Here is a 25732-nt window from a genome sequence, read left to right on the forward strand (position 1 = left end):
CACGATGGGGGCATTCCTTATGAAGACCTTGCTTGCAGGCTGCGCTTTCGCCCTGCTTTCCCTGACCGCCGCGATTGCCGGACCGCTCGGCCAGCCGGCCGGCGAGACGATCCTGACCGTGACCGGCGACATCGCCAACACCAACGGCGACGGCGTCGCCGCCTTCGACCTGGCCATGCTCGATGCGCTCGAACGCCGCGGCGCCTCGATGGAGACGCCGTGGACCGAAGGCAGCACCGCCTTCGAGGGGCCGCTGCTGAAGGCCGTGCTCGAGGCCGCCGGAGCACGGGGCAAGACGCTGATCGTCAAGGCGCTGAACGACTATTCCGCCGAAGTGCCGATGGAGGATGCGACGGCCTTTCCCACCATGCTGGCGATCCGCATGAATGGTGAGGAGATGTCCGTCCGCGACAAGGGGCCGATCTTCATGATCTATCCTTTCGACACACATCCGGAACTCTACAACGAGAAGTACTTCTCGCGGTCGGTCTGGCAGATCAAGGAAATCGAGGTCGTCGATTGAAAGCGGACTTCGCCGCCAGCCGCGAGGCCGTCCGGAAGGCCGGCAGGACGACCAGATACCTGATCGCCCTGTCGGTCGGGCTGATGGCTGCGCTTGCCGGAGCCTTCGTGCACCTGTCCTCGCGGCAGAACTCGCTCCAGGATTCCATCCGCGAGGATGCGCTCTGGGCGGTCTACCAGCTCGACAGGGAGGCGCGGACGCTGTCGGAGAGAGTGCATGGCGTGTCGGAGACGAGCGACGGTCCGACGCTGAAGAGCCTGACCACCCGCTACGACATTCTCTATTCGCGCCTGTCGATTCTCGACAACGGGCAATATGCGCCGCACTTCGTGTCCAGCGAGCGTATCCGCCATCGGCGCCGTGAAGTGCGGGAGATCGTGCTCGGTATCGAGCACATCTTCAACGACATCGGCCGCGGCAACTCGCTGACCACCTCCGCACTGGCCGATCTGCGCGCAAGAATGCCGGTGCTCCTGCAGCACACCAACGAGCTGTTGACCTTCACCAACGCGACCGTCTCGACGGCGCGCGCCGATTCGCGCGACTTCGTCATGCGCCTGCAGAACATCGCCGCCGTCTTCGTGGTGGCGCTGATGTTCACGATCGGGTTCCTGATCCTGAACTTGAAGCGGCAGCTCTCGGTGATGCGCCGGGCCTCCGAGCATCTCGAGCGGATGACGGAGAATCTCTCCGAGGCCTATGAAGCGGCCGAAGCGGGCAACCGCGCCAAGTCGCAGTTCATGGCCACCGTCGGGCATGAAATCCGCACGCCGCTGAATGCGATCCTCGGCATGGCGGAGCTGATGTCGCGCACCGAGCTGTCGGACGAAAATCGTGAGAACGTTCGGGTGATCACCAGTTCCGGCACGGCCTTGCTCGAGGTCATCAACGAGATTCTCGATTTCGCCAAGCTGGAGCACGGCGGCCAGCCTGCAGAGAACCTGCCCTTCGACGCTCGCGCACTGGTGAAGGATTCCATGCGCATCATGGAGGGACGCGCCCGGGAACAGGGCGACGTGCTGACCTGCTCCTGCGGGATCGATGGGGACAGCTGGTACTATGGCGATCCCACACAGCTGCGCCGCGTGGTGCTGAACCTTGTCAGCAACGCGGTCAAGTTCACCGAGAACGGCACCATCCACGTCAAGGCGGCAGACGCGGTCGGCGCCGACGGCCATCCGCGGCTGCGATTCGAGGTCTCCGACACCGGCATCGGCATCCCGCGAGACGCCCTCCACCGACTGTTCAACGCCTTCAGCCAGGTCGACGGCACGATCAGCCGACGCTATGGCGGCACCGGCCTCGGGCTGGCCATCTGCAAGCGTATCGTGGAAAGCCTCGGCGGAGAGATCGGTGTCGAGAGCACGCCCGGCCGCGGCAGCCTGTTCTGGTTCGAGGTTCCGGCCGAACGCGCTCCCGCGCAGGAAACCGTGGTCGAACAGCCGGTCGAATCGCCGGCGCCGCGTCTCGACATCCTCCTCGTCGAGGACAACGAAGTGAACCGGCAGGTCGCCACCCGCTTCCTCGAACGTCTGGGACAGTCCGTGGCCGTGGCCGTCGACGGTGCGCAGGCCGTCGCGATGGCGAAGGACCATCTCTACGATCTGATCCTGATGGACATGCAGATGCCGGTGATGGACGGCATCGCCGCCACGCGCGAGATCCGCAGACTGGGCGGCATTCTCGGCCGGGTGCCGATCGTCGCCATGACCGCCAATGCCTCAGACACCGACCGGAAGCTCTGCATGGAGGTCGGCATGAACGGCTTCGAGGCGAAGCCGATCAGTTCCGCGCGGCTCGCCAGGCTGCTCGCCGAACATTGCAGCGAGGTTGCGGCCGTTCCCGCAGCCGCCCGGGAACGGCCGGCGGAGGCACCCGCGCCGGTCGACGCGCTCCCCCTGCAGACCGCGGCCGTGCACGACGAGGATCGCCATGCGGAACTCGTGGATGCGATCGGACAGGACGGCTTCGAGCAGTTGCTCGGCGTCTTCTTCGACGACGCGGGCGCGCTGTTGTCGGACCTGCACCGTGCGATGAGCGCGCACGACAACGAACTTCTCGACCGGTCCCTGCATTCCCTGAAGGGCTCGGCCTCGAATCTCGGTTTCACCCGGATGGCGGAGCTTGCCGAGAGCCTTCGTTCGACGAGGCTCGACGAGGCCGCCCTCGCGCGCGTTGCCGCCGAGATCGCCAGATTGAACGACACCCAGTGCAAGCGGGCGGCATAGGAGCGCGGCATGCGATTGAACGTCCTGATCGTCGAGGACAACCGCTCGAACCTGATGCTGATGGAGATGCTCGTCCGCCAGGTCGGTCGCTGTTCCGTGCTCGCCTACCCCGATCCGGGCAGGCTTCTGGACGACCTTCCAGGCATCCATTTCGACATCGCGCTGGTCGACTACCAGATGCCGGGCATGAACGGGATCGACCTCATCGCGGCCATCCGGGCAGACCCGCGCTTCGCCGAAAAGCCGATCGTCATGATCACCGCCGACGACGATGCCGACCTGCGGCTGCGCGCCATCAAGGCGGGTGCGGTCGAGTTCCTCACCAAGCCGGTCGAGCCGATCGAGTTCAAGGCGCGCCTGGCGAACCTCGCGCGACTCTGCGAGGTCCAGCTGAAGCTCGCCGACCAGGCCGAGTGGCTGCGCGGCGAGGTGGAGATGGCGACGCTCGAACTGCGCCGCCGCGAGGAGGAGATCATCAACCGGCTGACGCTCGCCGCCGGCTACAAGGACCAGGAAACCGCCAACCACACGCTGCGCATGGCGCGCTACTCTGCGCTTATCGCCCGGGAACTCGGACTGTCCGAAGCCTTCTGCCGGGACCTCCAGCTCGCCGCTCCCATGCACGACATCGGCAAGGTGGGCATTCGCGACGACGTGCTCCTGAAGCAGGGAAGCCTCACCGCGACCGAACGCGCGCATATCGACACCCATACGAGCATCGGGGCCGCGATCCTCGCCGGCTCGTCCTGTGACCTGCTGCAGCTGGCGGCGACCATCGCCGTCTCGCACCACGAACACTGGGACGGATCAGGCTATCCGAAGGGCCTCTCGGGCGAAGACATTCCCCTCGTCGGGCGCATCGCGGCGGTGGCGGACGTATTCGATGCGCTGACGTCGGAGCGGGCCTACAAGTGCGCCTGGACCGTCGACCGGGCGTTCCAGCACCTGCGCGAACAGGCGGGGCGCCATTTCGATCCGGATTGCGTGGCAGCCTTCGAGCGATGCCGGGACAGGGTTCTCGCGGTCATGCTCGAATTTCCCGGTGACGGCGGTATGCGGCGCCAGGTGGCCTGAGCCGGGTCCCGCCGACGGCATGACCCGACCGGACGGCTCCGATCAGGCACAGAGATGCCGTCGGGCTGCCGCATACTCGGCGGCCAGCCTGTCCACCAGTTCGCCGGCGGGCACCACCTCGTCGATGACGCCGATGCCCTGGCCGCAGCCCCAGATGTGCTTCCAGGCCTTGGTCGTGGAGCTGCCGAAGTTCATCTTCGACGGGTCGGAGACCGGCAGGTTGTCGGGATCGAGCCCCTGCGCGGCGATCGATCCCTTCAGGTAGTTGCCGTGCACGCCGGTGAAGAGGTTGGAATAGACGATGTCGGCGGCCTTCGAGTCGACGATCATCGCCTTGTAGGCGTCCTCTGCGCGCGCCTCCGCCGTGGCAATGAAGGGCGAGCCGATATAGGCCAGGTCCGCCCCCATCGCCTGCGCAGCGAGGATGGCGCCGCCATTGGCGATCGATCCGGACAGCAGGAGCGGCCCGTCGAACCAGCGGCGGATTTCCTGCACCAGCGCGAAGGGTGACAGCGTGCCGGCATGGCCGCCCGCCCCTGCCGCGACCGCGATCAGCCCGTCGGCTCCTTTTTCGATGGCCTTGCGGGCGTGACGGTCGTGGATGATGTCGTGCAGCACGATGCCGCCATAGGAATGCACCGCCTGGTTGACCTCCTCGACGGCGCCGAGCGAGGTGATCACCACCGGCACCTTGTACTTCACGCACATCGCGAGGTCGTGCTGGAGGCGCATGTTCGACTTGTGCACGATCTGGTTGACCGCGTAGGGTGCTGCCGGACGTTCCGGATTCGCGGCGTCATGGGCGGCGAGCGTCTCGGTGATCTCGGCCAGCCATTCGTCGAGCTGCGCCTCGGGGCGGGCGTTCAGCGCAGGGAACGAGCCGACCACGCCGGCCTTGCACTGCGCCAGCACCAGCGGCGGGTGCGAGATGATGAAGAGGGGAGACCCGACCACGGGGATGCGCAGGTTCTTCTTCAGGATGTCCGGTAAGGCCATGGCGTCGCTCACTCCCCGCAGGCTTTGACGTTTGCGTAAACGTCGATACAAGCAGATCGTCGTGCGGGCAAGCGCGGCGGGGCGGGTGCAGCCACTGGCGGCGCCCGTCGGACTTTCTTGGGACCGGGCTTACCGAAGGTCGATGCGTTGTTGCTTGCGACCGCTCGCGCGGTTAACCATTCGCGACGGCATGTGAGGTACTGCAGTTGAATCCGATCGAAAAGACGATCCGGACCGCCCTGGAGCGAGGCGACGCCGACGATCGCGCCTATCGCGAAAAGGTCTACCGTTCCGTCTATGCGGCGCTGGAAAAGAACATCGCCGCCAATCCCGATCTCTCGGACCACGCGGTCGAGCGGCGCCGCGAAATGCTGAAGGCCAGCATCCTGACGGTGGAGCAGGAATTCGTCCCCGCCTTCGAGCCGGAGAGTCCGGCCGAAGCCGAAGATTCCTTCGACTTCGAGGAGGCATTCGAGGACGAGGAGGCCTTCGAGGCCCCGGCCGCGCCGAACCATCGCATGGAGCCGTTTCCGCAGGTGCAGGCGCGCGGCAGCGAGCCGCGATCCTCCTGGGCCGCCGCGTCCAGCCGCTACTATGGCGGCGAGGCGCAAGGCAGGACGTCCGCCTGGCCGCGACAGCAGCCCCCGCGCGAGCCGGTGATCGTCGAGCGGCAACCGCGCCCGGCTTTCGACGACGGTCCCATCCCGCTGCCCGACATCGAACCCCGGCATCCCGCGCGCGGCCGCGATCGTGGTACGGCTTCCTCGGGACTGGACGGACTGGCGCCGCGCCGCGACGTCCGCAGCCGAGGCCCGCGCATCGACGCACCGGTTCGCGGCGGGAACGAGCCGCGGGGGCGCCGCGGTCGCATCTTCATCATCCTGTTTCTCGCGGTCACGTTCTTTGCCGCCGGCGCCATGGCGGTCTGGTGGGCGATGGACAGCGGCCTCTTCCTCTCCGCCGAGGAGCGCGACACGAGCGTTCCGAACCCGCCGCTGAAGCTGGAGGACGAGGAGTTCCAGCCTGGAGCCCCGCCGCCGCTCAGCGAAGGGCAGCCGGCCGGAGGCAATGGCGGCGACTGGATCACCGTCTTCACGCCCACCGATCCGACACGCGTGCTCACCCTGTCGGGCGGAACCGCGCAGGTGATCGAGATCGAAGGCGGCGTGGCCCTGCGCATCCGCTCCTCCGCGCCGAACGAACCCGTCCGCTTCGAGGTCGGCCAAGGCACCCTCCAGGCCATCGCCGGGCGAAGCGCCGTCTTCAACATCAGGGCGAGGACAGAGCCCGGCCGCGAGACGGAGATCCTCGTCACGTGCGACTTCGGCGCGCTCGGCGATTGCGGTCGCAAGCGCTACGTCGTCTCGTCGGAAAACCGCGACTACGCCGTTGCGCTGGATGTGCCCGACGTCCGCCCGACCGGCGCCGGCAGCATCGCCATCGTCACGGACTTCGGCGACGGGGGCCGTTCGGTCGACATCATCGACATCAGCGTGACGGTTCCGGACTGAGGCCGACGCAGCCGGTTGGAAGGAAAAGCTCAGGAACCTCGCAGAGATCCCGACGCCTCCGCGCCCGTCGGCGGCTCTTCGGTTCGATGACGGCTGTGGAACCGGCGCTCCGTCGACAAGGCTGACCGGTCAGCCAAGGCCGACCGTCTCAGCCAAGGCTGACGGGCTCAGCCGTCGAGCAGCGCCTGCAATGATTCCAGCCGGTCCGCTTCCGCCGCCGGCTTGTCCCAGCGCAGGCGCGAGATGCGCGGAAACCGCATCGCGACCCCGGATTTGTGCCGAGTCGACCGGTTCAGCCCTTCGAAGGCCACTTCCAGCACCAGACCGTGCCCGCGGTCGGCCCGCACCGAGCGGACGGGCCCGAAGCGCTCCACCGTGTTGTCGCGCACGTACTTGTCGATCTGGCGCAGTTCCTCGTCGGTGAAGCCGAAATAGGCCTTGCCGACGGGCACCAGCTCCGGCCTGTCCTCCGGACCGGTCCAGACTCCGAACGTGTAGTCCGAATAGAAGCTCGACCGCTTGCCATGCCCGCGCTGGGCATACATCAGAACCGCGTCCACCGTGTGCGGGTCGCGCTTCCACTTGAACCAGGGACCCTTTGGTCGGCCGGGCACGTAGGCCGAGTCGCGCCGCTTCAGCATCACGCCTTCGATCACCGGGTGCGGCGGGCGCCTTCGCTTGTCGTCGAGTTCCTTCCAGCCGGAGAAGTCGACGAAGGGCGACAGATCGAAACGGTCGGCGGGGAGCCTTGCCGCGAAAGCCTCGAGCCTGGCGCGCCGTTCGACGAATGGCAGAGGCCGCAGGTCCTCTCCACCCTCCTCCAACAGATCGTAGCAGCGCACGAAGACGGGAAACTTCTCCCGCATCCTGGCGGACACGGCCTTGCGGTTGAGGCGCTGCTGGAGGTCCGAGAAGGTGCCGGTGTGCCGCCCGGCGACCCCCACGAGCAGTTCGCCGTCGATCGACCCGGCGAAGTTCATCGCCTCCAGCAGGTCTGGAAATGCTCCGGACACGTCGTCGCCCGTCCGCGAATAAAGCCGGTGGACGCCGCCCTCAGACGTCGCCTGCACCCGGATTCCGTCCCATTTCCACTCCGCAAGGTAATCGGCAGGGTCGAGCTTCTCCAGATCGCCGTCCTGCACCGGGTTGGACAGCATCACGGGTCGGAACAGCGCCTGCGCCTGCGGCTCGGGCCGCGGTCCCCGCTTCTCCAGCCACATGAACAGCGGTTCGTAGGGCGGCGCGATACCGTGCCACAGTTCCTCGATCTCGGCCACGTCGACCTGGCCGAAATCGGCGAGCGCCTGCTTGGCGAGACGCGCCGACACGCCGATCCGCAGGCCGCCCGTGACCAGCTTGATGAGTGCGAAGCGCGACGGCGCATCGAGCCTGTCGAGAAGCGTGGCGAAGACCGCCGGCCCGTTGGCGCGGCCGGCGGCCAGGAGAGCCTCCACCGCTTCCGACAGGCTGGGATCGGCATTGTGCAGCACCCGCCCCTCGGGTGCTGGCCAGACCAGCGACACGGTCTCCGCCAGATCGCCGACATAGTCGTAGGAATAGGCGAAGAGCACCGGGTCCATCCGTTCCATCACCAGTGCCCGGAGCATCGCCGGCTTGACGCTCGGAATGTCGAGATCCCCGGTGATCGCCGCCAGCGCCAGTCCGCGGTCGGGATCCGGCACGGCAGCGAAATGGTCGGCCAGGAGCTTCAGCTTCGCATTGCGCGACGGGGTGAGCACCAGGCGGTCGAGGAGGTCGGCGAAGGGTTTCATGGGTAGGAATGGCCCCTACGGCATGCCGATCGCTCTACGACACCCCCCTCTGTCCTGCCGGACATCTCCCCCTCGAGGGGGGAGATCGGCAGCTCTCGCGGCCGCGCTCGATATGCAACGATGAAGTTTGGCGAAAACGGACGGAACGGCCGATCTCCCCCCTTGAGGGGGAGATGTCCGGCAGGACAGAGGGGGGCGCGACAGGACGAGACGTATACGAACCACCTCACGGACTAGTCCCCCTCGTCCTCGTACCCCACGAGATGCAGCGGCCGCGCGGCGATCCCGTTGATCTCGCACCAGCGCACCAGCGCCTCCTCGCGCCCATGCGTCACCCAGACTTCCGAGGCGCCCGTATCGGCGATGGTCGCGACGAGTTCGTCCCAGTCCGAATGGTCCGACAGGATCAGCGGCAGTTCCACGCCGCGCTGCCTGGCGCGCTGGCGGATGCGCATCCAGCCCGAGGCGAAGGCCGAGACCGGGTCGGCGAAGCGCCGCGCCCAACGGTCTGCGAAAGCCGACGGCGGACCGACGACGATCCTGCCCGCGAACGCCGCCTTGCCGCCATTGTCGATGGTCGCGGGTGCGAGCGGCCCGAGCGGGACGCCCTGGCTCTCATAGTAGTCGCAGAGCTTCTGCAGGGCGCCGTGAATGTAGATCGTCTCGCCGTATCCCGCGTCGCGCAGCAGCCGGATCACGCGTTGTGCCTTGCCGAGCGAGTAGGCGCCGACGAGATGCGTGCGCTCGGGGAACTGCTTCAGCGAGGCGAGCAGCCGCGCGATCTCGACGCGGTCGTCGGGGTGGCGGAAGACCGGCAGGCCGAAGGTCGCTTCGGTGATGAAGACGTCGCAGGCGATCGGCTCGAATCCCTGGCAGGTCGGGTCGCGCCGCCGCTTGTAGTCGCCCGACGCAACGATGCAGCGCCCGCCATGCGCGACGCGGATCTGCGCGGAGCCCAGCACGTGGCCGGCCGGGTGGAAGCTCACCTCCACGCCGTTGACGTCAAGACGCTCGCCCAGCCGTGCCTCCTGCCGCGAAACGGAAAAATCGGCCCCGTAGCGGATCGCCATGATTTCGAGCGTCTCGCGCGTCGCCAGCACCTTTCCGTGCCCGGACCGCGCGTGATCGGCATGCCCATGCGTGATCAGCGCCCGCTCGACCGGCTTCACCGGATCGATGAAGAAGTCGCCGGGCGGGCAGTAGAGGCCCTGGGGTCTGGGCTGCAGCAGATCGGACGCACGCATCCGCTCAAGATAGGGTATTGCAGGACCGGTGGAAGATGCCGCGCACCCGTCGGGCAAAGGCTCCTGTCACGCCATCCACGGAAGCCGGTCGAGATCGACGTTCCCGCCGGTGACGATGATCCCGACGGTCTGTCCCGCGAAGCGCTCGGCGTTCTTCAGCACGGCCGCGATCGCCACCGCGCTCGACGGCTCGATCACGATCTTCAGGCGCTCCCAGACGAGCCGCATCGCCGCCACGATCTCCGCCTCCGAGACCGTCAGCACCGCTTCCACATCGTTCCGGACATAGTGGAAGGTGATCGGCTTCAGCGAGGCGCGCAGCCCGTCGGCGATGGTCTGCGGCGCGTCGTCCTCGACGAGGTGCCCGGCCGCCTTGGACCGGAAGGCGTCATCGGCATTCGCCGGTTCCGCGGCGAAGACCTTGATCCCGGGCGCCATCGCATGCGCCGCGACACAGGTGCCGGAGATAAGCCCGCCGCCGCCGACGGGCGCCACGATCGCGTCGAACGGCCCCGCCTCCTCGATCAGTTCGCGCGCGCAGGTCCCCTGCCCCGCGATCACGCGCGCGTCCGCATAGGGATGCACGATCTCGGCGCCCGTACGCTCGAGTTCGGCAGCCACCGCCTCCTCGCGCGCCTTCGTGCCGGGCGCGCAGGTCACCACGCGCCCGCCATAGCCGCGCACCGCGTCGAGCTTGGGCCTGGCCGAGGTCTCCGGCATGACGATGGTCGCCGGAATGCCGCGCTTGGCGGCAGCATAGGCCAGCGCCTGACCGTGATTGCCCGACGAGTGCGTGAGGACACCCCGCCCCGCCTGCTCTTGCGACAGCCCGAACACGGCGTTGCAGGCGCCCCGCGCCTTGAAGGCGCCGATCTTCTGCAGGTTCTCGCATTTGAGGAGGAGGCGCGCGCCCGCAAGGGCGTCGAGATGGCTGCTCGTCAGCACCGGCGTGCGGTGGACATGCGGGCGGATCCGCTCATGTGCGGCCACCACGTCGTCATAGTTCGGAAGCTGCATCATGCCCTCATGTCCCGGAAGGCCGCCTGACAGGGCCGTCCCTTCAGGCCGCCCTGGCCGCCAGCCGCCGCCGGATGCTTTCGACATCGGCCCGCGGAGTCGCGGCGAACAGTGTCTTCGTATAGTCGTGCTGGGGGTCCGAGAACACCGCGTCGCGCGAGCCATACTCCACCGCCTCGCCGAAATACATGACCATCACGTCGTCGGCGATGTAGCGCACCACCGACAGGTCGTGGCTGATGAAGATGTAGGTCAGGTCGAACTCGTCCTGCAAGTCTGACAGCAGGTTCAGCACCTGTGCCTGAACAGAGAGATCGAGCGCCGACACCGGCTCGTCAAGCACCAGGATGCTGGGGTTCAGCATCAGCGCCCGCGCGATCGCGATGCGCTGGCGCTGCCCTCCCGAGAACATGTGCGGATAGCGGTTGAAGTGCTCCGGCCCCAGCCCGACCTTGACAAGCATCTGCATCGCCCGCTCGCGCCGCTCCGACGCCGGCATGCCGGTGTTGACCAGCAGCGGCTCGCCCAGCACGTCGCCGATCTTCTGGCGCGGGTTGAGCGAGCCGTAGGGATTCTGGAACACGATCTGCACCTTGCGGCGCATCTCCGCCGTCAGCGCCTGCTTGCGGATGTCGACCGGCACGCCGTCGATCAGCAGTTCGCCGTCGGTCTGCGCGTCGATCATGGTGATGATGCGCGCCAGTGTCGATTTTCCGCAGCCCGATTCGCCGACGATCGCCAGCGTCCTGCCCTTCTCCACCGTGAACGACACGCCCTTGACGGCGTGCACCACGCGCTCCTGCGCGAACAGGCCGCCGCCGATCCGGTAGTCGCGCTTGAGGTTGCGTCCCTCGACGACGATCTCGCTCATCGAGCCTCTCCTGCAGCCTTGAAGTCGTCCATGAAGCTCGCGACGGTCGGGAGCCGGTCGCCGGTGGCGCGCTCGGGCAGAGCCGACAGCAGCGCCTTGGTGTAGTTGCTCTTCGGGTTCTCGAAGAGGGTCAGCACGTCGGCTTCCTCCATCTTGCGGCCCTTGTACTGGACGATCACGCGGTCGGCCGTCTCGGCCACCACGCCCATGTTGTGGGTGATCATGATCAGTCCCATGCCGTGCTCCGTCTGCAGCGCCACCAGGAGATCGAGGATCTGCTTCTGGATCGTCACGTCCAGCGCCGTCGTCGGCTCGTCGGCGATCAGGAGCTTGGGATTGCAGGCAAGCGCCATAGCGATCATCACGCGCTGGCACTGGCCGCCCGACATCTGGTGCGGATAGGAGGAGAGCCGCTGCTCCGGATCGGGAATGCCCACCGCCCGCAGCAGCTCGATCGCCCGGGTCCGCCGCGCCTTGCGGTCCATGCCGAGGTGGAAGCGCAGCACCTCCTCGATCTGGAAACCGACCGTAAAGCACGGGTTCAGGCTCGACATCGGCTCCTGGAAGATCATCGCGATGTCCTTGCCGATGATCCTGCGCCGGTCGGTGTCGCTCATCGTCAGGAGGTCGCGGCCTGCAAACTCCATCCGGTCGGCCGTTACCTTCGCCGTCCAGGGCAGGAGCCCCATGACAGCGAGCATCGACACCGACTTGCCGGAGCCGGACTCGCCGACGATCGCCAGCACCTCCCGCGCGTCGACCGACAGCGACACGCCGTCCACGGCCCGGAACGGGCCGGACGCGGTCTCGAACTCGACGACGAGATTATCGATGGTCAGAAGAGGCATGATCGATTTCCGGTCGGATTTCGGCGTCACGGACGCCCATATTGGTCTTGAAGAAGTGAGACAGCAACAATGTCCAAGCCACGTCCACTACCTTCCGTCCAGCCGATCAGCGGTCGGAACGGCCCGCGTCCCAGCTACTGCGGGGCTGCCGCTGAGCGCAGCGACGATCGCTGGTCCAACCCAAGCTTCCACCCCCGTCAACTCCGCTTCAGCTTCGGATCCAGTGCGTCCCGCAGGCCGTCGCCCATCAGGTTGATGGCCAGCACCGTGACCAGGATCGCCAGGCCCGGCAGCGTGACCACCCACCAGGCGCGCAGGATGAACTCGCGCGCTTCGGCCAGCATCGTGCCCCATTCGGGCGTCGGCGGTTGCGCGCCCATGCCGAGGAAGCCCAGCGCTGCGGCATCGAGGATCGCGGTCGAGAAGGAGAGCGTCGCCTGCACGATCAACGGCGCCATGCAGTTGGGCAGGATCGTGCGGAACATCAGCCGGAGCGGCTTCGCGCCAGCGACCTTGGCGGCCACCACGTAGTCGCGCCCTTTCTCGGCCATCACGGCGGCGCGCGTCAGCCGGACGAAATGCGGCTGCAGCACCAGCGCGATGGCGATCATCGCGTTCATCAGCCCCGGCCCGAGCACCGCGACCAGCACCAGCGCGAGCAGCAGCGACGGGAAGGCGAGGATGATGTCCATCAGCCGCATGATGACGGTGTCGACCCAGCCGCGGAAATAGCCCGCGATCACACCGACGAAGATGCCGCCGGTCAGCGCCAGCGTCGTCACCACGATGCCGATGAACAGCGAGAACTGCGCACCGTAGAGCAGCCGCGACAGCATGTCCCGTCCCACCTGGTCGGTGCCCAGCAGATGGGTCGCCTGGCCGCCCTCCTGCCAGACGGGCGGCAGGAGCACGGCGTCGCGATATTGGGCGTTGGGCGCGTGAGGCGCGATCAGCGGCGCCAGGATGGCCAGCACGACGAGTGCGAGGAACACCCAAAGCCCGATCACGGCCCCCTTGTTTTCGGAGAAATAGAACCAGAACTCGGCGAAGCGCTGCCGGCGTGTCACTTCGCCGGCCTTCGCCTTGTCCAACGCTGCGGTGGATGCCTGTGCCATGGTCGACCTCAATGCCGGATGCGCGGGTTGATGAGGCCGTACAGGATGTCGACCAGCAGGTTGACCAGCATGATGATGGCCGCGATCAGCAGGAGCCCGCCCTGAATCACAGGGTAGTCCCGCTTGAACACGGAATCGACCATCCACTTGCCGATCCCCGGCCAGGAGAAGATCGTCTCGGTCAGGATCGCGCCTGCGAGCATCACGCCCACCTGCAGGCCGATCGTGGTGATGACCGGGATCATGGCGTTGCGCAGCGCGTGAACGCCGATGACGCGCAGCGGCGGCATGCCCTTGGCGCGCGCGGTACGGACATAGTCCTCGCTCAGCACCTCCAGCATGGCCGACCGCGTCTGCCGCGCGATGACGGCGAGAGGGATGGTGCCGAGCACGATGGTGGGCAGGATCAGGTGGCTCACCGCCGACTTGAACGCGCCCGCCTGCCCCGACAGGAGCGAGTCGATCAGCATGAAGCCGGTGACGGAGGGGAAATAATAGAGCAGCGATATCCGCCCCGACACGGGAGTCCAGCCGAGGATGCCCGAGAACAGGATGATCAGCAGCAGCCCCCACCAGAAGATCGGCATCGAGTAGCCGACCAGGGCGGTTCCCATGATCGTCTGGTCGAAGGCCGAACCGCGCTTGATCGCCGCGAACACGCCCGCCGGAATACCGAGCAGCACGGCGAACAGGATGGCGCAGAGCGACAGTTCCAGTGTCGCCGGGAACAGTTCCGAAAAATGCGTCAGCACCGGCTTCTTCGTCACCAGCGAGGTGCCGAAATCGCCCTGCAGCAGGTCGCCGAAATAATCCAGGTACTGGATCACGATGTTCCGGTCGTAGCCGAGTTCCTGCGTGATCTTCTCGTAGCGCTCCTGCGACATCACGCGCTCGCCCGACATCAGCATGACCGGATCTCCGGGCAGCAGGCGGATGAAGGAGAAGGCGATGATGGAGACGCCGATGAAGGTCGGGATCAGCACGGCGAACCGACCGAGGAGAAACCGAAGCATGCTTGCCCCCTGTTGCCGAACCAGCGCGGATCCGGTCCGGAATACAAAAGCAGCGGGGGCGCTCGCCTGGCGATCGCCCCCGCTCCATGGTCTACACGAGGCTTACTCGGAGATGTCGACGCCCGAGAAGTGGTGCTTGCCGAGCGGGCTCATGACGTAGCCCTGCACTTCCTTGCGCATCGGCATCACGACCAGGCTGTGGTCGAGGGTCGCCCACGGCGCCTCGCGCTTGAAGACGACCTGGGCCTCTTCATAGAGCTTGGTCCGCGCGGCCTGATCGGTCTCGACCTTGGCCTGGTTGACCAGCGTGTCGAACTCCTCGTTGCACCACTGCGCACGGTTGTTGCCGCCGACCGCGTCGCAGCCGAGCAGGGTGTGCAGGAAGTTGTCCGGGTCGCCATTGTCGCCGGTCCAGCCGAGCATCACGGCGCCGTCGCGGTCCTTGTCCTTGGAGCGGGCGAGGTACTCGGCCCATTCGAAGGAGACGATCTCGACGTCAACCCCGATCTTGGCGAAGTCCGCCTGGATCAGCTCGGCCGCGCGGCGCGCGTTGAGCATGTAGGGACGCGCCACCGGCATGGCCCAGATCTTCATGTCGAGGTCGGTGACGCCGGCTTCCTCGAGCATCTTCTTTGCCGCGTCCGGATCGTAGGGATCGTCCTGGATGGCGTCGTTGTAGGACCACATCGTCGGCGGAATCGGGTTCTTGGCAGGCGTCGCGGCCCCCTGGAACACGGCGTCGACGATCGCCTGCTTGTTGATCGCCATGTTGAGGGCCTTGCGGACTTCCGGCTTGTCGAACGGTGCCTGCGTGGTGTTGTAGGCGAGGTAGGCGATGTTGAGGCCCTCCTGCTCCATCACCGTCAGGCTCTCGTTGGCCTTCATGGCTTCGACGTCGGCCGCGTTCGGATAGGGCATCACGTGGCATTCGCCGGCGAGCAGCTTCTGATAGCGCACCGCGGCGTCCGTGGTGATCGCGAAGACCAGGTCGTCGAGCTTCTCGCGGCCCTTCCAGTAATCGTCGTTGGCACGGTAGCGGATCACGGCGTCGGGCTGATAGGCGACGAACTCGAAGGGGCCGGTGCCGAGCGGCATCTGGTTGAGCTGCTCCATCTTGCCGTCCGCCTGGAGCTTGTCGGCATATTCCTTGGACATGATCGAGGCGAAGTCCATGCCGAGGTTGGCGACGAAGGGCGCCTCCTTCTTCTTCAGCTTGAACTTGACGGTCAGATCGTCGACCTTCTCGATGGATTCGATGAGGTCGGGGAAGCCCATACCGTTGAAATACTCCCACGCGGCGCCCGCGACGTACTGGTGCCAGGGGTGGTCGGCCTTCAACTGACGCTCGAAGGTGAAGATGACGTCGTCGGCATTGAAGTCGCGCGTCGGCGTGAAGAAGTCGGTCGTCTGGAACTTGACGCCCGGACGCAGCTTGAAGGTGTACTCCAGCCCGTCGTCGGAGACCGAATAGCTCTCGGCCAGGCCGGGCTCAGGGTTGGTCGTGCCGGGCGCGAACTCCATCAGCTTGTTGTAGACCGGATTCGACGAGGCGTCGAACGTCGTGCCGGCGGTGTAGAGCGCAGGATCGAAGCCTTCCGGCGATCCTTCCGAACAATAGACGAGCGTCTTGGCGCTCGCCGCACCGCTCAACACGGTTGCTGCAAGCAGCATGCCCGCGAAACCGAAACGTTTCATGGTCTTTTGACTCCCATTCAAGTGTCCGGGATCCGTTGTGCCCCGGCCCGTGAGGCGGGCATATAAGCACCGTTCAAAGGACAAGAAAACTCCCTGCGGGGCGACCTTGGGTAAAGATTTGCGCCGAGGGCGCGTTTCGGATGACAAACATCCGCGCCGGAGCGAAGAGGAACGCGTTTGAATTCGCCCCACGGTTGCCTATCTGCGGAGGGCAAGAGGAGGAATGTGACCATGATCGACAAGCCCGCTACCGAAGCCATCCTCGCTTACTGGTTCGGCGAACTCGGCCCTTCGGACTGGTTCAGCGGGAGACCGGAGCTCGACCGGCAGATCGCCGACCGCTTCGGCGCCGTCTGCGAGCGGGCCCTGGCGGCGAGACCGGAGGATTTCCTGACCGATCCGCACCGGGCGCTGGCTGGCATCATCCTGCTCGACCAGTTTCCGCGGCAAGTGTTCCGGGGCCAGCCGCGCGCCTTTTCCGGCGATCCGGCCGCACTGCTCGTGACCCACGGGGCCCTGCGACGCGGCTGGGACACGGCCCTGACGGCTGACGAGCGGCAGTTCCTCTATATGCCCCTGATGCATTCGGAGGTGGTGTCCGACCAGGAGCTCTGCGTGAAGCTGTTCCGCGACCTCGGCAACGAGGAGGCGCTGAAGTTCGCCATCGAACACCGCGACATCGTCGCCCGCTTCGGCCGCTTTCCCCACCGCAACGCAGCGCTCGGCCGGGAGAGCACGCCCGAGGAACGGGAGTTTCTCGGCACGCATGGCGGCTACGGACAATAGCGCGCGAAGGGGAGCGGCCTCGTCCAACACGTTTACGTTTACGTTCCGGTAAGACTTGCGCGGGATCGCCCCTTGCCACTAGATAGATGCAGAGCGGCGGGGCGGGACCCGCCGGGAGGCAGCACGAAAGAGCCGACCGGCCAGGCCGCCGCGCGCGCCCGCCGGGAGGTCGAGAGGGAGCGAGACATGGCCACTTCCGGGCAGACGGCAGGCGCGGAGCGCATCTGGCTGAAGAGCTATCCCCCGGGTATCCCGGCAGAGATCGCCGGTCTGCCGGCCAGTTCCATCGGCGAGCTCCTCGTCGGTGCGTGCCGTCAGTTCAAGACGCGCCCCGCCTTCACCAGCATGGGCAAGTCGATGAGCTTCGCGGAGGTCGAGCAGGCTTCGGCGGCCTTCGGCGCATGGCTGCAGGGCAAGGGGCTCGTCAAGGGCGCACGCGTGGCGATCATGATGCCGAACGTGCTGCAGTACCCGATCGCCATGATGGGCGCTCTGCGCGCCGGCTGCACCGTGGTCAACGTCAACCCGCTCTACACCCCGCGCGAGCTCGAGCACCAGCTGAACGATTCGGGCGCGGAGGCGATCGTCATTCTCGAAAATTTCGCAGCGACGCTGCAGGCGGTCGTGGCGCGTACCAAAGTCCGGCACGTCGTCGTCGCCTCGATGGGCGAGATGCTCGGCTTGAAGGGACTGCTCGTCAATCTCGTCGTTCGCCGCGTGAAGAAGATGGTTCCCGCGTGGTCGCTGCCGGGCCACGTCTCGTTCAAGGACGCCCTCTCCTCCGGTCGCGGCCAGAGCCTGAAGCCGGTGGTCGTCGGTCCGGACGACGTGGCCTTCCTGCAGTACACCGGCGGCACCACCGGCGTTTCGAAGGGCGCCGTGCTGCTTCATCGCAACATCCTGGCCAACGTCGCGCAGAATGCCCTCTGGGTTGAGGCAGCCTATGCGAAGAAGCCTCGGCCGGACCTGCCGGTCTATCTCTGCGCGCTGCCGCTCTACCACATCTACGCGCTCACGGTGAACGCGCTGATGGGCATGCAGCAGGGCGCCCAGAACGTCCTCGTCGCAAACCCGCGCGATATCCCGGCCCTGGTCAAGGAGTTCGCCGCCCACAAGGTCAACGTCTTCCCGGGTCTCAACACGCTGTTCAACGCGCTGCTGAACAACGAGGACTTCCGCAAGCTCGACTTCACCCACCTCCTCGTCACCTTCGGCGGTGGAATGGCGGTCCAGCGTCCCGTTGCGGATCGCTGGAAGCAGGTGACGGGCCTCGTCATCGCGGAAGGGTACGGCCTGTCCGAAACCTCGCCCGTGGCCACCGGCAACCGCTTCGATGCGGACGAGTTCACGGGCACCATCGGTCTTCCGATCCCGTCGACGGAGATCGTGATCCGTGATGACGACGGCAACGATCTGCCGCTCGGCGAAGTGGGCGAGATCTGCATCCGGGGACCGCAGGTCATGGCCGGCTACTGGAACCGGCCCGACGAGACCGCCAAGGTGATGACTGCCGATGGCTTCTTCAAGTCCGGCGACATGGGCTTCATGAACGAGGCCGGCTTCATCAAGATCGTCGACCGCAAGAAGGACATGATCCTGGTCTCGGGCTTCAACGTCTATCCCAACGAGATCGAGGACGTCATCGCCGGACATCCCGGCGTCCTGGAAGTCGCCGCCGTGGGCGTCCCGGATGAGAAGTCGGGGGAAGCGCCGAAGGTCTTCATCGTCAAGAAGGACCCGAACCTCACCGCCGACGACGTTCGCGACTGGTACAAGGACAAGCTCACCGCCTACAAGCGGCCGAAGCAGATCGAGTTCCGGACCGAGCTGCCGAAGACCAATGTCGGCAAGATCCTCCGGCGAGAACTGAGGAACTGAGGGTCCCGGCGCCGACGGATTGCCTCTGGCGGACCCGACCCTGCGTGTCCGCGGCGGGCCGGCTGGAACGGGCATGTGGTTCGTCCGGATCTCGTCGGTGCAACCGCAGCACGGACGACGGTCCTGCAACCGTCAGGCGCGCAACGCCTCTCGTCTCCTCGCGGGCGCCGGCTGCGTGTCACGGCGAAGCTCGAAACCGTAGCGGGTCTGGTCGAAGCCGGCAGCGGCGCAGAGACCGAGCACGGCGGGGTCGTTGAAGCCTCCGAGAACAAGGACCTTGATGCAGTCGACCCGCCAGGCGAGCCTGACCGCGCAGTTGACCACCTTGCCGGCGTGCCCCTTCTGGCGGTGGTCGGAATGGGTGACGACGTTCTCGATCAGGGCCGCCGGCTTGCCAGCCCAGGTGGCGTTCGGGATCACGATGAGGGTGCAGGCCGAGACGAGTTGCTTCCCCTGAAACCCCGCCAGAATGGTGATCCCCGGTTCTTCCAGCGCCTGATGAAAGGCATCGCGGGCAAGCGCGGCTGCGAAAATCTGGTAACGCGGATAGAGATGCCTGTACAATGACGTTAGGTCATTCAGGTCGCCATCGGAAATGGGTCGGATGCGGAGTGCCTGTTCCATCGTACTGCCGGTCCTGCACGGGCCTGGAAAACCACTCCCAGGCACCGCATCGAAATCACGCCTGAAAATGATGTTAATTCATATAGTTAATAAAACGGTAAATGTAAACCGCCGACCTTCAGTCAAGTTTCTGCCGAAATCCGTTCGCCGACCGCTCGAATCCGCAGGCCAGGAGGAAAGCGGCGGGGACGTCGTCGAGCGTCGTCGTGAGTACGGTTGCCCGGAAGCAGCCCGCATCGCGCGCCAGTGCCAGCCCAGCCTGCAGCACGACGCGGCCGTAGCCTCGGCGGCGCCGTTCGGGATGCGTCACGAGGTTCTCGATCAGCGCGGACGGCTTGCCGGACCTCGTCCCGCTCGGCACCACCACCACTGCGCAACTGGCCACCGGATCGTCGCCGAGATAACCGACCAGCACCGCACTGCCCGGATCGGCTGCGGTCTGGCGCAGGGTCATCCGCGCGGTGACCACAGCCATAGCGGGATCCTGCGGATGCAGGAAGCGATAGAGTGAAGCGAGGCCGGGCATTTTCGCCTCGCCGACCTGCCGGATGTCGAGTTCCTGCTGCATCGTCTGTGCCGATCCGTCCTTCGCGCGGCCGCTTTTACCGCCCGCAACTTTTTACGGCAACCTGAAGCTGCACGAGCAGGCGACGCGGGATTCCCCGAGGCGCCGACCCTAGCCCGCGAGATATGCCGGCAGGTCGCGCACAGACGATAGCACCACGTCGGCCAGCGGCGCGAGCCGTTCCTGCGTTCCGGTGCCCGAAAGGACGCCGACAGCGAGCCCGGCGCGTCCGGCGCGCGCCATTTCGAGGTCGTGCCGGTTGTCGCCGACCATCGCGATCTCCTCGGGCAGAAGGCCGGTCAGCGTGCAGAAGGCTTCGATGGCGTCGGGAGCCGGTTTCGGCCGCGCGACCGAATCATAGCCATAGGCGGCCACGAAGAGCTGAGCGACGCCGATCGCCTCGATGGTCTGCCTCGCTCCGCCTTCGCTGTCGTTCGTGGCGATACCGAGCTTGTAGCCGCCCCCATGCAGATCGCGCAGCGCGTCGAGCACGCCATCGAGCGGCACGGCCGACCGAGCGCCTTCCGCTGCCGTCACCCTGTCGAAATGCCTGACCCGCGCCTCGTGCTCCTCACGCGGCGCGCCGGCATACCAGAGCGCCACGATGTCGGCATTGGTACCTGCCGCGAAGACGGAATCGCCGCGAAAGCGACCGAGCGCAAAATCATAGCCGGCGATTTCCATCAGATCGTCGGCCTTGCCGCGGTCGCCTCCGGCCGCCTCCAGGGCCAGGCGGTCGCCGATGGCGTGCCAGGTCTTGTGGAAATCGACCAGTGTACCGTCCTTGTCGAAAAGGATGCCCCTGATGGCCATACAGATCTCGCGAAGTGGCGCCCGGACGGCGCGGTTGAAGATGAGGATGCAGGGCGCAGCCGGTTCAGGCGAAGCCGCGCAGATAATCGACCAGTCCTGCCGTGGAGGCGTCGCCGTCAGCGGCGTCCCGTTTGCCCTCCACGACGGGAAGCAGCGCCGTGGCGAGTTCCTTGCCGAGTTCCACGCCCCACTGATCGAAGGCGTTGATGCCGAAGAGCTGCGCCTCGACGAACACCCGATGCTCGTAGAGCGCGATCAGGCGGCCGAGCGTGAACGGATCGAGCTGGCGGTGCAGGATGGTGATCGAGGGCCGGTTGCCGGGGAAGACGCGGTGCGGCGCGATCGCGTCCACCGTGTCGGACGCCATGCCTCTCGCCGACATCTGCGCCTTCGCCTCTTCGAGGATGCGTCCCATCATCAGCGCCTGCGACTGGGCGAGGCAGTTGGCGAGCAGCAGCGCGTGCTGGTGGCGCAGCTCCGGCTCATGTCCGACGGCAGCCGCGATGAACTCGACCGGCACCACGTCGGTTCCCTGGTGGAGCAGCTGGAAGAAGGCATGCTGACCGTTGGTTCCCGGCTCGCCCCAGACGAGCGGACCCGTCGGCATCCGCGCCGGTTGGCCGTCGAGCGCCACCGATTTACCGTTCGATTCCATGTCGAGCTGCTGCAGATAGGCCGGCAGTCGCGCAAGCCGCTGGTCATAAGGTATCACGGCCCGGGCCGGATAACCCCTGACGACCCGATGCCAGAAGCCGACGAGACCGAGCACCACCGGCAGATTGTCGAGCAGGGATGCCGAGCGGAAATGCTCGTCCATCGCATGGGCGCCATCGAGGAAGGCGCGGAAGCGCGCCGGCCCGATGGCCAGCATGAGCGGCAGGCCGATTGCCGACCACAGCGAGTAACGCCCTCCCACCCAGTCCCAGAAGCCGAACACCCGGTCCTCGGCGATGCCGAAGTCGGCCACCTTGTCGAGCGCGGTGGAAACGGCTGCGAAATGCCCCGCAACCGCATCGGCTCCCAGCGCGGACGAGATCCAGCGCCGCGCCGTCTGCGCATTCGTCATGGTCTCGACGGTGGTGAAGGTCTTCGAGGCGACGATCACCAGCGTCGTCCCCGGATCGAGCGGCTTCAGCACGTCTGCGACATGGGCACCGTCGACGTTGGATACGAAATGCACGCGCGGCCCGTCATGGTATGGCGCAAGCGCCGCCGTCGCCATCGCCGGTCCGAGATCGGAACCGCCGATGCCGATGTTGACGACGTCGGTGATCGGCCGTCCCGCCGCGCCCGCCGAGGCACCGGAGCGGATCGCTTCCGCAAAGCGTCCCATGCGGCCCAGCACCGCATGCACCTCGCTCATGACCTCCTGCCCACCCACGGCGAAGCCCGCGCGCTCCGGTGCCCGCAACGCCACGTGAAGCACCGCACGGCCTTCCGTCGAGTTGATCGGCTCGCCCGCGAACATCGCGTCGCGCCGCGCCTCCAGTCCCGCCGACCTGGCGAGACGGGCGAGCAGGTCCATGGCGCGGGCGTCGACGGCAGTCTTCGACCAGTCGAGCAGCAGATCGTCGAGCCGCAGCGAGAATCGACCGAAGCGGTCCGGATCGACCGCGAACGCCCTGCGCAGATCCTGCGGTGCATCCGTTTCCGCGTGCTGTTTCAGCGCGGCGAGCGTGTCGGAGAAGGCGTGTCGATCCAAGGCTGTCTCCCATGTGCGGCTGTTCCTGGATTAAAGCAATCATTCCCCGAAAAGAAGGCTGCGGGAGGACTCGTTGCTGGCTGGATCGACCGGCGCACCGTGGCATAATTGCCATGGAGACAAGATTCCGTGGCTTAAGGCGTTGGACCAGACTTGCCCCGCAAAACTTCACATGTTTACTGTCGCTGTGAGGGAGCGACGCCATGTCCACGAGAAACGATTCCGCCATCTGGTCCGGCCTCTTCACCATCTCGCCGGATTCCGGCCAGACGCTGCAGGCGCAGATCCGCCAGGCGATCGTGGCGGCCATCCTCGATCGCCAGATCGCGGCATCGATGCCCCTGCCCTCCTGCCGCATCCTCGCCGAGAAGCTCGGCGTGGCGCGCGGCACCGTCGTGCTCGCCTTCCAGCAACTCGTCGACCAGGGCTTCCTCGTGGCGCGGGAGCGCCGCGGCCATTTCGTCAATCCGGACGTGCTGACGACGCCGACCAAGCCTCTGGCGCGACAGGACAACAATGTTCCCGGCGGCCTCGACTGGAAGGCGCGCCGACGGATCGCCGCCAGCGACATGCCGCCGCCGATGAAGATGGAGAACTGGATCAAGTCCTCGTATCCCTTCATCTATGGCCAGTTCGATCCGGGCCTCTTCCCGACTGCGGAGTGGCGTGAATGCAATCGTATGGCGCTGGCCGTGCTCGAGATCCGCAACTGGGCCGCAGACATGGTCGACCGCGACGACCCTCTGCTGATCGAGCAGATCCAGGCCCGCCTCCTCCCGCGTCGCGGCATCTTCGCCAATCCCGACGAGATCATCGTCACCCTGGGTGCCCAGCACGCCATCTACATGCTGGCCACGCTCCTGATGAGCCGCGGCTCGCGGGTCGCGATGGAAGATCCGGGCTACCCCGATGCCCGCTCGATCTTCCGCCTCGCCGGGGCTTCGATCGATGCTGTCCGCGTGGATGCTGAGGGCATCGTGACACGCGAGATTCCGAGCGAATCCAGCTTCGTCTTCGTGACGCCCAGCCATCACTGCCCGACCATGGTGCCGCTGTCGGAGACGCGCCGCCGCGAACTGCTCGCCATCGCCGCGCGCAACGACCAGATCATCATCGAGGATGGCTACGACAGCCAGTTGATCGACGATGCGCCGCAGCAGGCCCTGAAGAGCCTCGACCGGACGGGCCGGGTCATCCATGTCGGTTCGATGTCCAAGACGCTCGCGCCGGGGCTGCGGCTCGGCTACATCGTCGCCTCTTCCGACCTCATTGCGGAACTGCGCGCGCTGCGCCGCTTCATGCTGCGCCACCCGCCGGCCAACAACCAGCGCGCCGTCGCCCTGTTCCTGTCGCTCGGCCATCATGACGCACTCGTGCGCAAGCTCTCGACCGCCTTCGCCGAGCGCCGCAAGCGGCTGGTCTCGGCGATCTCGGCCTTCCTTCCGGACTGGAACGCCACCGACAGCGCGGGCGGCACCTCGGTCTGGCTGGAGGGTCCGCAAGGGACGGATTCGGAGAAGCTGTCCCAGGCCGCGGCGACCCGCAGCGTCCTGATCGAGCCCGGCGCCCGCTTCTTCGACGGACAGTCCCCGCCCCGCCGCTTCGTTCGCCTCGGCATTTCCTCGATCGCGGTCCAGCACATCGAGCCCGGCATCCGCGAACTGGCCACCGCGATCGGCCGGCGTCCTGCGGCGGCCTGACAGGCGCAGGCGCGCGTACTCTTCTGCGTGGCTCTAAAGCCGACAATCCCTGGCTCAATGTTGTAGCCCAGCGGCACGACATAGTTTGTCGTGCACCGAGGCGCCGGATCAACAAAAACAAGCCAGCTTCGGATGCGGGGAACACCGCTTCGGGAGTGGCGACATGAGCTTGACGGCCGAACAGCGCGAGAGCGCCGATTCACAGCGCAACCGCAGATCGGGAGGGCGGGAAGCGCGGCGCGCGATGCGAGCAGCGCCTCTGGCAGAGGATGTTCGGCCGATCCGGCCGGGCATGGCTGGTGGCCGGTACGGCGTCCTGTCGGCGAGCGACGTCGAGAGCATCCACGAAGCGGTGCTGACGGTTCTGGAAACCGTCGGATTTGCCAACGCCATTCCATCCTGCATCGAGGCCCTGACGCGGGTGGGAGCCGACTACGGCGCCGATGGACGCATCCGCTTTCCGCGAAACCTCGTGCTCGACACCATCCGCAGCGCCGCGCGCAACTTCACCCTGTACGGCCAGGATCCGAAGCACGACATGGTCGTCCAGGGCACGCGGGTCCACTACGGGACGGCGGGTGCGGCGGTGCACGTCGTCGACGTCGAGAAGCGCGAGTACCGCGAATCGCTGCTCCAGGACATCTACGACGCCGCGCGCATCGTCGACCTGATGGACAACGTCCATTTCTTCCAGCGGCCGATGGTGCCGCGCGACATGATCGATCCGCTCGACATGGATTTCAACACGCTCTACGCCTGCGTCACGGGTACGACGAAGCATGTCGGGACGTCTTTCACCGTGCGGGAGAACGTCGCGCCGGCGCTGGAGATGCTCTACGCCATCGCCGGCGGCGAGGAGAACTTCCGCGCCCGGCCCTTCGTGTCCAATTCCAACTGCTTCGTCGTCCCGCCGATGAAGTTCGCCGAGGACGCCTGCGGCGTGCTCGAGGCCTGCGTCGAGGGCGGCATTCCGATCCTGCTGCTCTCGGCGGGCCAGGCGGGGGCGACCGCGCCGGCCGCCATCGCCGGTGCCGTCGTGCAGGCCGTCGCGGAGGTGCTGGCCGGACTGGTCTACGTCAATGCCCTCAAGCCCGGTCACCCCGCGATCTTCGGCACCTGGCCCTTCGTGTCCGATCTTCGCACCGGCGCCATGTCCGGCGGTTCCGGCGAGCAGGCGCTGCTGACGGCCGCCTGCGCGCAGATGGCGCAGTTCTACGACCTTCCGGGCGGTTCGGCGGCCGGCATGGCCGACTCGAAGCTGCCGGACATTCAGGCCGGCTACGAAAAGGGCATCACCAACGTCATGGCCGGTCTTTCGGGCCTCAATCTGATCTATGAATCGGCCGGCATGCATGCCTCGCTGCTCGGCTTCTGCCTCGAGAGCCTGATCATCGACAACGACATGCTGGGCCAGTGCCTGCGCTGCGTGCGCGGCGTAGAGGTCACCGAGGCGTCGCTCTCCATCGACGCGATCTCCGACGTCTGCCTCAACGGTCCCGGCCATTATCTCGGCCATGGCCAGACGCTGCAGCTCATGCAGACGGAGTATGTCTACCCCGCCATCGCCGACCGCTTCTCGCCCAAGGAATGGGCCGAAAAGGGCCGGCCGGACATTCTCCAGCGCGCCATCGCCGAGAAGCGGCGCATCCTGTCGTCGCACTTCCCGCGCCACGTCGGCAAGGCGCTGGACGACCGTCTGCGCCTCCGCTTCCAGAACATCTATCTGCCGCGGGGCTCGATGGGCCTCTGAGAACGAA

General features: G+C 66.4%; 21 protein-coding genes. 8 read left to right on the forward strand and 13 right to left on the reverse strand.

From position 1 onward, the window contains the following. Positions 1-19 precede the first annotated feature (19 nt). Genes IAI54_RS15155 through IAI54_RS15165 form a run of 3 tightly spaced genes read left to right on the forward strand, consistent with a single transcriptional unit; the run spans position 20 to position 3825 of the window. Entirely contained in the window at positions 20-523 is a 504-nt protein-coding gene (locus IAI54_RS15155) for a putative pterin-binding protein (protein WP_187967998.1), read from the forward strand. Further along, entirely contained in the window at positions 520-2751 is a 2232-nt protein-coding gene (locus IAI54_RS15160; RefSeq protein ID WP_187967999.1) for an ATP-binding protein, read from the forward strand. Before IAI54_RS15155 ends, IAI54_RS15160 begins: the two co-directional genes overlap by 4 nt. A gap of 9 nt (positions 2752-2760) precedes the next feature. Further along, complete coding sequence (locus IAI54_RS15165) at positions 2761-3825, forward strand: HD domain-containing phosphohydrolase (RefSeq protein WP_187968000.1); 1065 nt, start codon at positions 2761-2763, stop codon at positions 3823-3825. A gap of 42 nt (positions 3826-3867) precedes the next feature. Here the strand turns inward: IAI54_RS15165 and IAI54_RS15170 are convergent, their stop codons facing one another. Continuing rightward, positions 3868-4821, reverse strand: coding sequence for an NAD(P)H-dependent flavin oxidoreductase (locus IAI54_RS15170; RefSeq protein WP_187968001.1), 954 nt, complete (start codon positions 4819-4821; stop codon positions 3868-3870). A gap of 206 nt (positions 4822-5027) precedes the next feature. Between IAI54_RS15170 and IAI54_RS15175 the strand changes: the two genes are divergently transcribed. Continuing rightward, entirely contained in the window at positions 5028-6332 is a 1305-nt protein-coding gene (locus IAI54_RS15175; protein WP_187968002.1) for a hypothetical protein, read from the forward strand. Positions 6333-6499: 167 nt separating this feature from the next. Here IAI54_RS15175 and IAI54_RS15180 read toward each other — a convergent pair whose 3' ends face one another. The 8 genes from IAI54_RS15180 to IAI54_RS15215 form a co-directional block, all read right to left on the reverse strand. Further along, positions 6500-8104: a cisplatin damage response ATP-dependent DNA ligase gene (locus tag IAI54_RS15180; protein WP_187968003.1), complete on the reverse strand. Its 1605-nt coding sequence runs from the start codon at positions 8102-8104 to the stop codon at positions 6500-6502. Between the two features lie 233 nt (positions 8105-8337). Continuing rightward, positions 8338-9348: a ligase-associated DNA damage response exonuclease gene (locus tag IAI54_RS15185; protein WP_187968004.1), complete on the reverse strand. Its 1011-nt coding sequence runs from the start codon at positions 9346-9348 to the stop codon at positions 8338-8340. 66 nt (positions 9349-9414) lie between these two features. After that, a complete protein-coding gene (gene bhcB, locus IAI54_RS15190) occupies positions 9415-10365 on the reverse strand; it encodes a beta-hydroxyaspartate dehydratase BhcB (RefSeq protein ID WP_187973169.1) in 951 nt (316 codons plus the stop codon). Positions 10366-10408: 43 nt separating this feature from the next. Next, positions 10409-11236 carry a dipeptide ABC transporter ATP-binding protein gene (locus IAI54_RS15195; RefSeq protein WP_187968005.1) on the reverse strand — a complete coding sequence of 276 codons (828 nt, stop codon included), beginning with the start codon at positions 11234-11236 and terminating at the stop codon, positions 10409-10411. Beyond that, entirely contained in the window at positions 11233-12084 is an 852-nt protein-coding gene (locus tag IAI54_RS15200) for an ABC transporter ATP-binding protein (RefSeq protein WP_187968006.1), read from the reverse strand. Before IAI54_RS15200 ends, IAI54_RS15195 begins: the two co-directional genes overlap by 4 nt. A 197-nt stretch (positions 12085-12281) precedes the next feature. Next, entirely contained in the window at positions 12282-13199 is a 918-nt protein-coding gene (locus IAI54_RS15205) for an ABC transporter permease subunit (RefSeq protein ID WP_187968007.1), read from the reverse strand. A gap of 8 nt (positions 13200-13207) precedes the next feature. Continuing rightward, positions 13208-14212: an ABC transporter permease subunit gene (locus tag IAI54_RS15210; protein ID WP_187968008.1), complete on the reverse strand. Its 1005-nt coding sequence runs from the start codon at positions 14210-14212 to the stop codon at positions 13208-13210. A 102-nt stretch (positions 14213-14314) separates the two neighbouring features. Further along, entirely contained in the window at positions 14315-15907 is a 1593-nt protein-coding gene (locus tag IAI54_RS15215) for an ABC transporter substrate-binding protein (protein WP_187968009.1), read from the reverse strand. A 231-nt stretch (positions 15908-16138) separates the two neighbouring features. Here IAI54_RS15215 and IAI54_RS15220 point away from each other — a divergent pair, with 231 nt between their 5' ends. Both IAI54_RS15220 and IAI54_RS15225 read left to right on the forward strand, forming a co-directional pair. After that, positions 16139-16693, forward strand: a complete 555-nt coding sequence (locus IAI54_RS15220) for a DUF924 family protein (RefSeq protein WP_187968010.1) — start codon at positions 16139-16141, stop codon at positions 16691-16693. A gap of 186 nt (positions 16694-16879) precedes the next feature. Beyond that, positions 16880-18571 carry a long-chain-fatty-acid--CoA ligase gene (locus tag IAI54_RS15225; protein ID WP_187968011.1) on the forward strand — a complete coding sequence of 564 codons (1692 nt, stop codon included), beginning with the start codon at positions 16880-16882 and terminating at the stop codon, positions 18569-18571. A 132-nt stretch (positions 18572-18703) separates the two neighbouring features. On the opposite strand, the gene IAI54_RS15230 is transcribed toward IAI54_RS15225, so the two are convergent. From IAI54_RS15230 to pgi, 4 genes are all read right to left on the reverse strand, one after another. Then, the gene (locus IAI54_RS15230; protein WP_210321130.1) at positions 18704-19135 is read right to left on the reverse strand and encodes a GNAT family N-acetyltransferase; all 432 of its coding nucleotides are present in this window, start codon (positions 19133-19135) and stop codon (positions 18704-18706) included. Positions 19136-19313: 178 nt separating this feature from the next. Next, positions 19314-19763: a GNAT family N-acetyltransferase gene (locus IAI54_RS15235; RefSeq protein WP_187968013.1), complete on the reverse strand. Its 450-nt coding sequence runs from the start codon at positions 19761-19763 to the stop codon at positions 19314-19316. A 108-nt stretch (positions 19764-19871) separates the two neighbouring features. Then, on the reverse strand, positions 19872-20573 hold the full coding sequence (locus IAI54_RS15240; RefSeq protein WP_187968014.1) for an HAD family hydrolase: 702 nt from the start codon (positions 20571-20573) through the stop codon (positions 19872-19874). A 64-nt stretch (positions 20574-20637) separates the two neighbouring features. After that, positions 20638-22275 (reverse strand): glucose-6-phosphate isomerase, encoded by a 1638-nt coding sequence (pgi, locus tag IAI54_RS15245; protein ID WP_187968015.1) that lies wholly within the window; start codon positions 22273-22275, stop codon positions 20638-20640. Positions 22276-22478: 203 nt separating this feature from the next. Between pgi and IAI54_RS15250 the strand changes: the two genes are divergently transcribed. After that, positions 22479-23975, forward strand: coding sequence for an aminotransferase-like domain-containing protein (locus IAI54_RS15250; RefSeq protein ID WP_187968016.1), 1497 nt, complete (start codon positions 22479-22481; stop codon positions 23973-23975). A gap of 163 nt (positions 23976-24138) precedes the next feature. After that, positions 24139-25725 (forward strand): trimethylamine methyltransferase family protein, encoded by a 1587-nt coding sequence (locus IAI54_RS15255; protein ID WP_187968017.1) that lies wholly within the window; start codon positions 24139-24141, stop codon positions 25723-25725. Positions 25726-25732 lie beyond the last annotated feature (7 nt).

It is taken from the genome of Aquibium microcysteis (assembly GCF_014495845.1).
GTDB lineage: Bacteria > Pseudomonadota > Alphaproteobacteria > Rhizobiales > Rhizobiaceae > Aquibium > Aquibium microcysteis.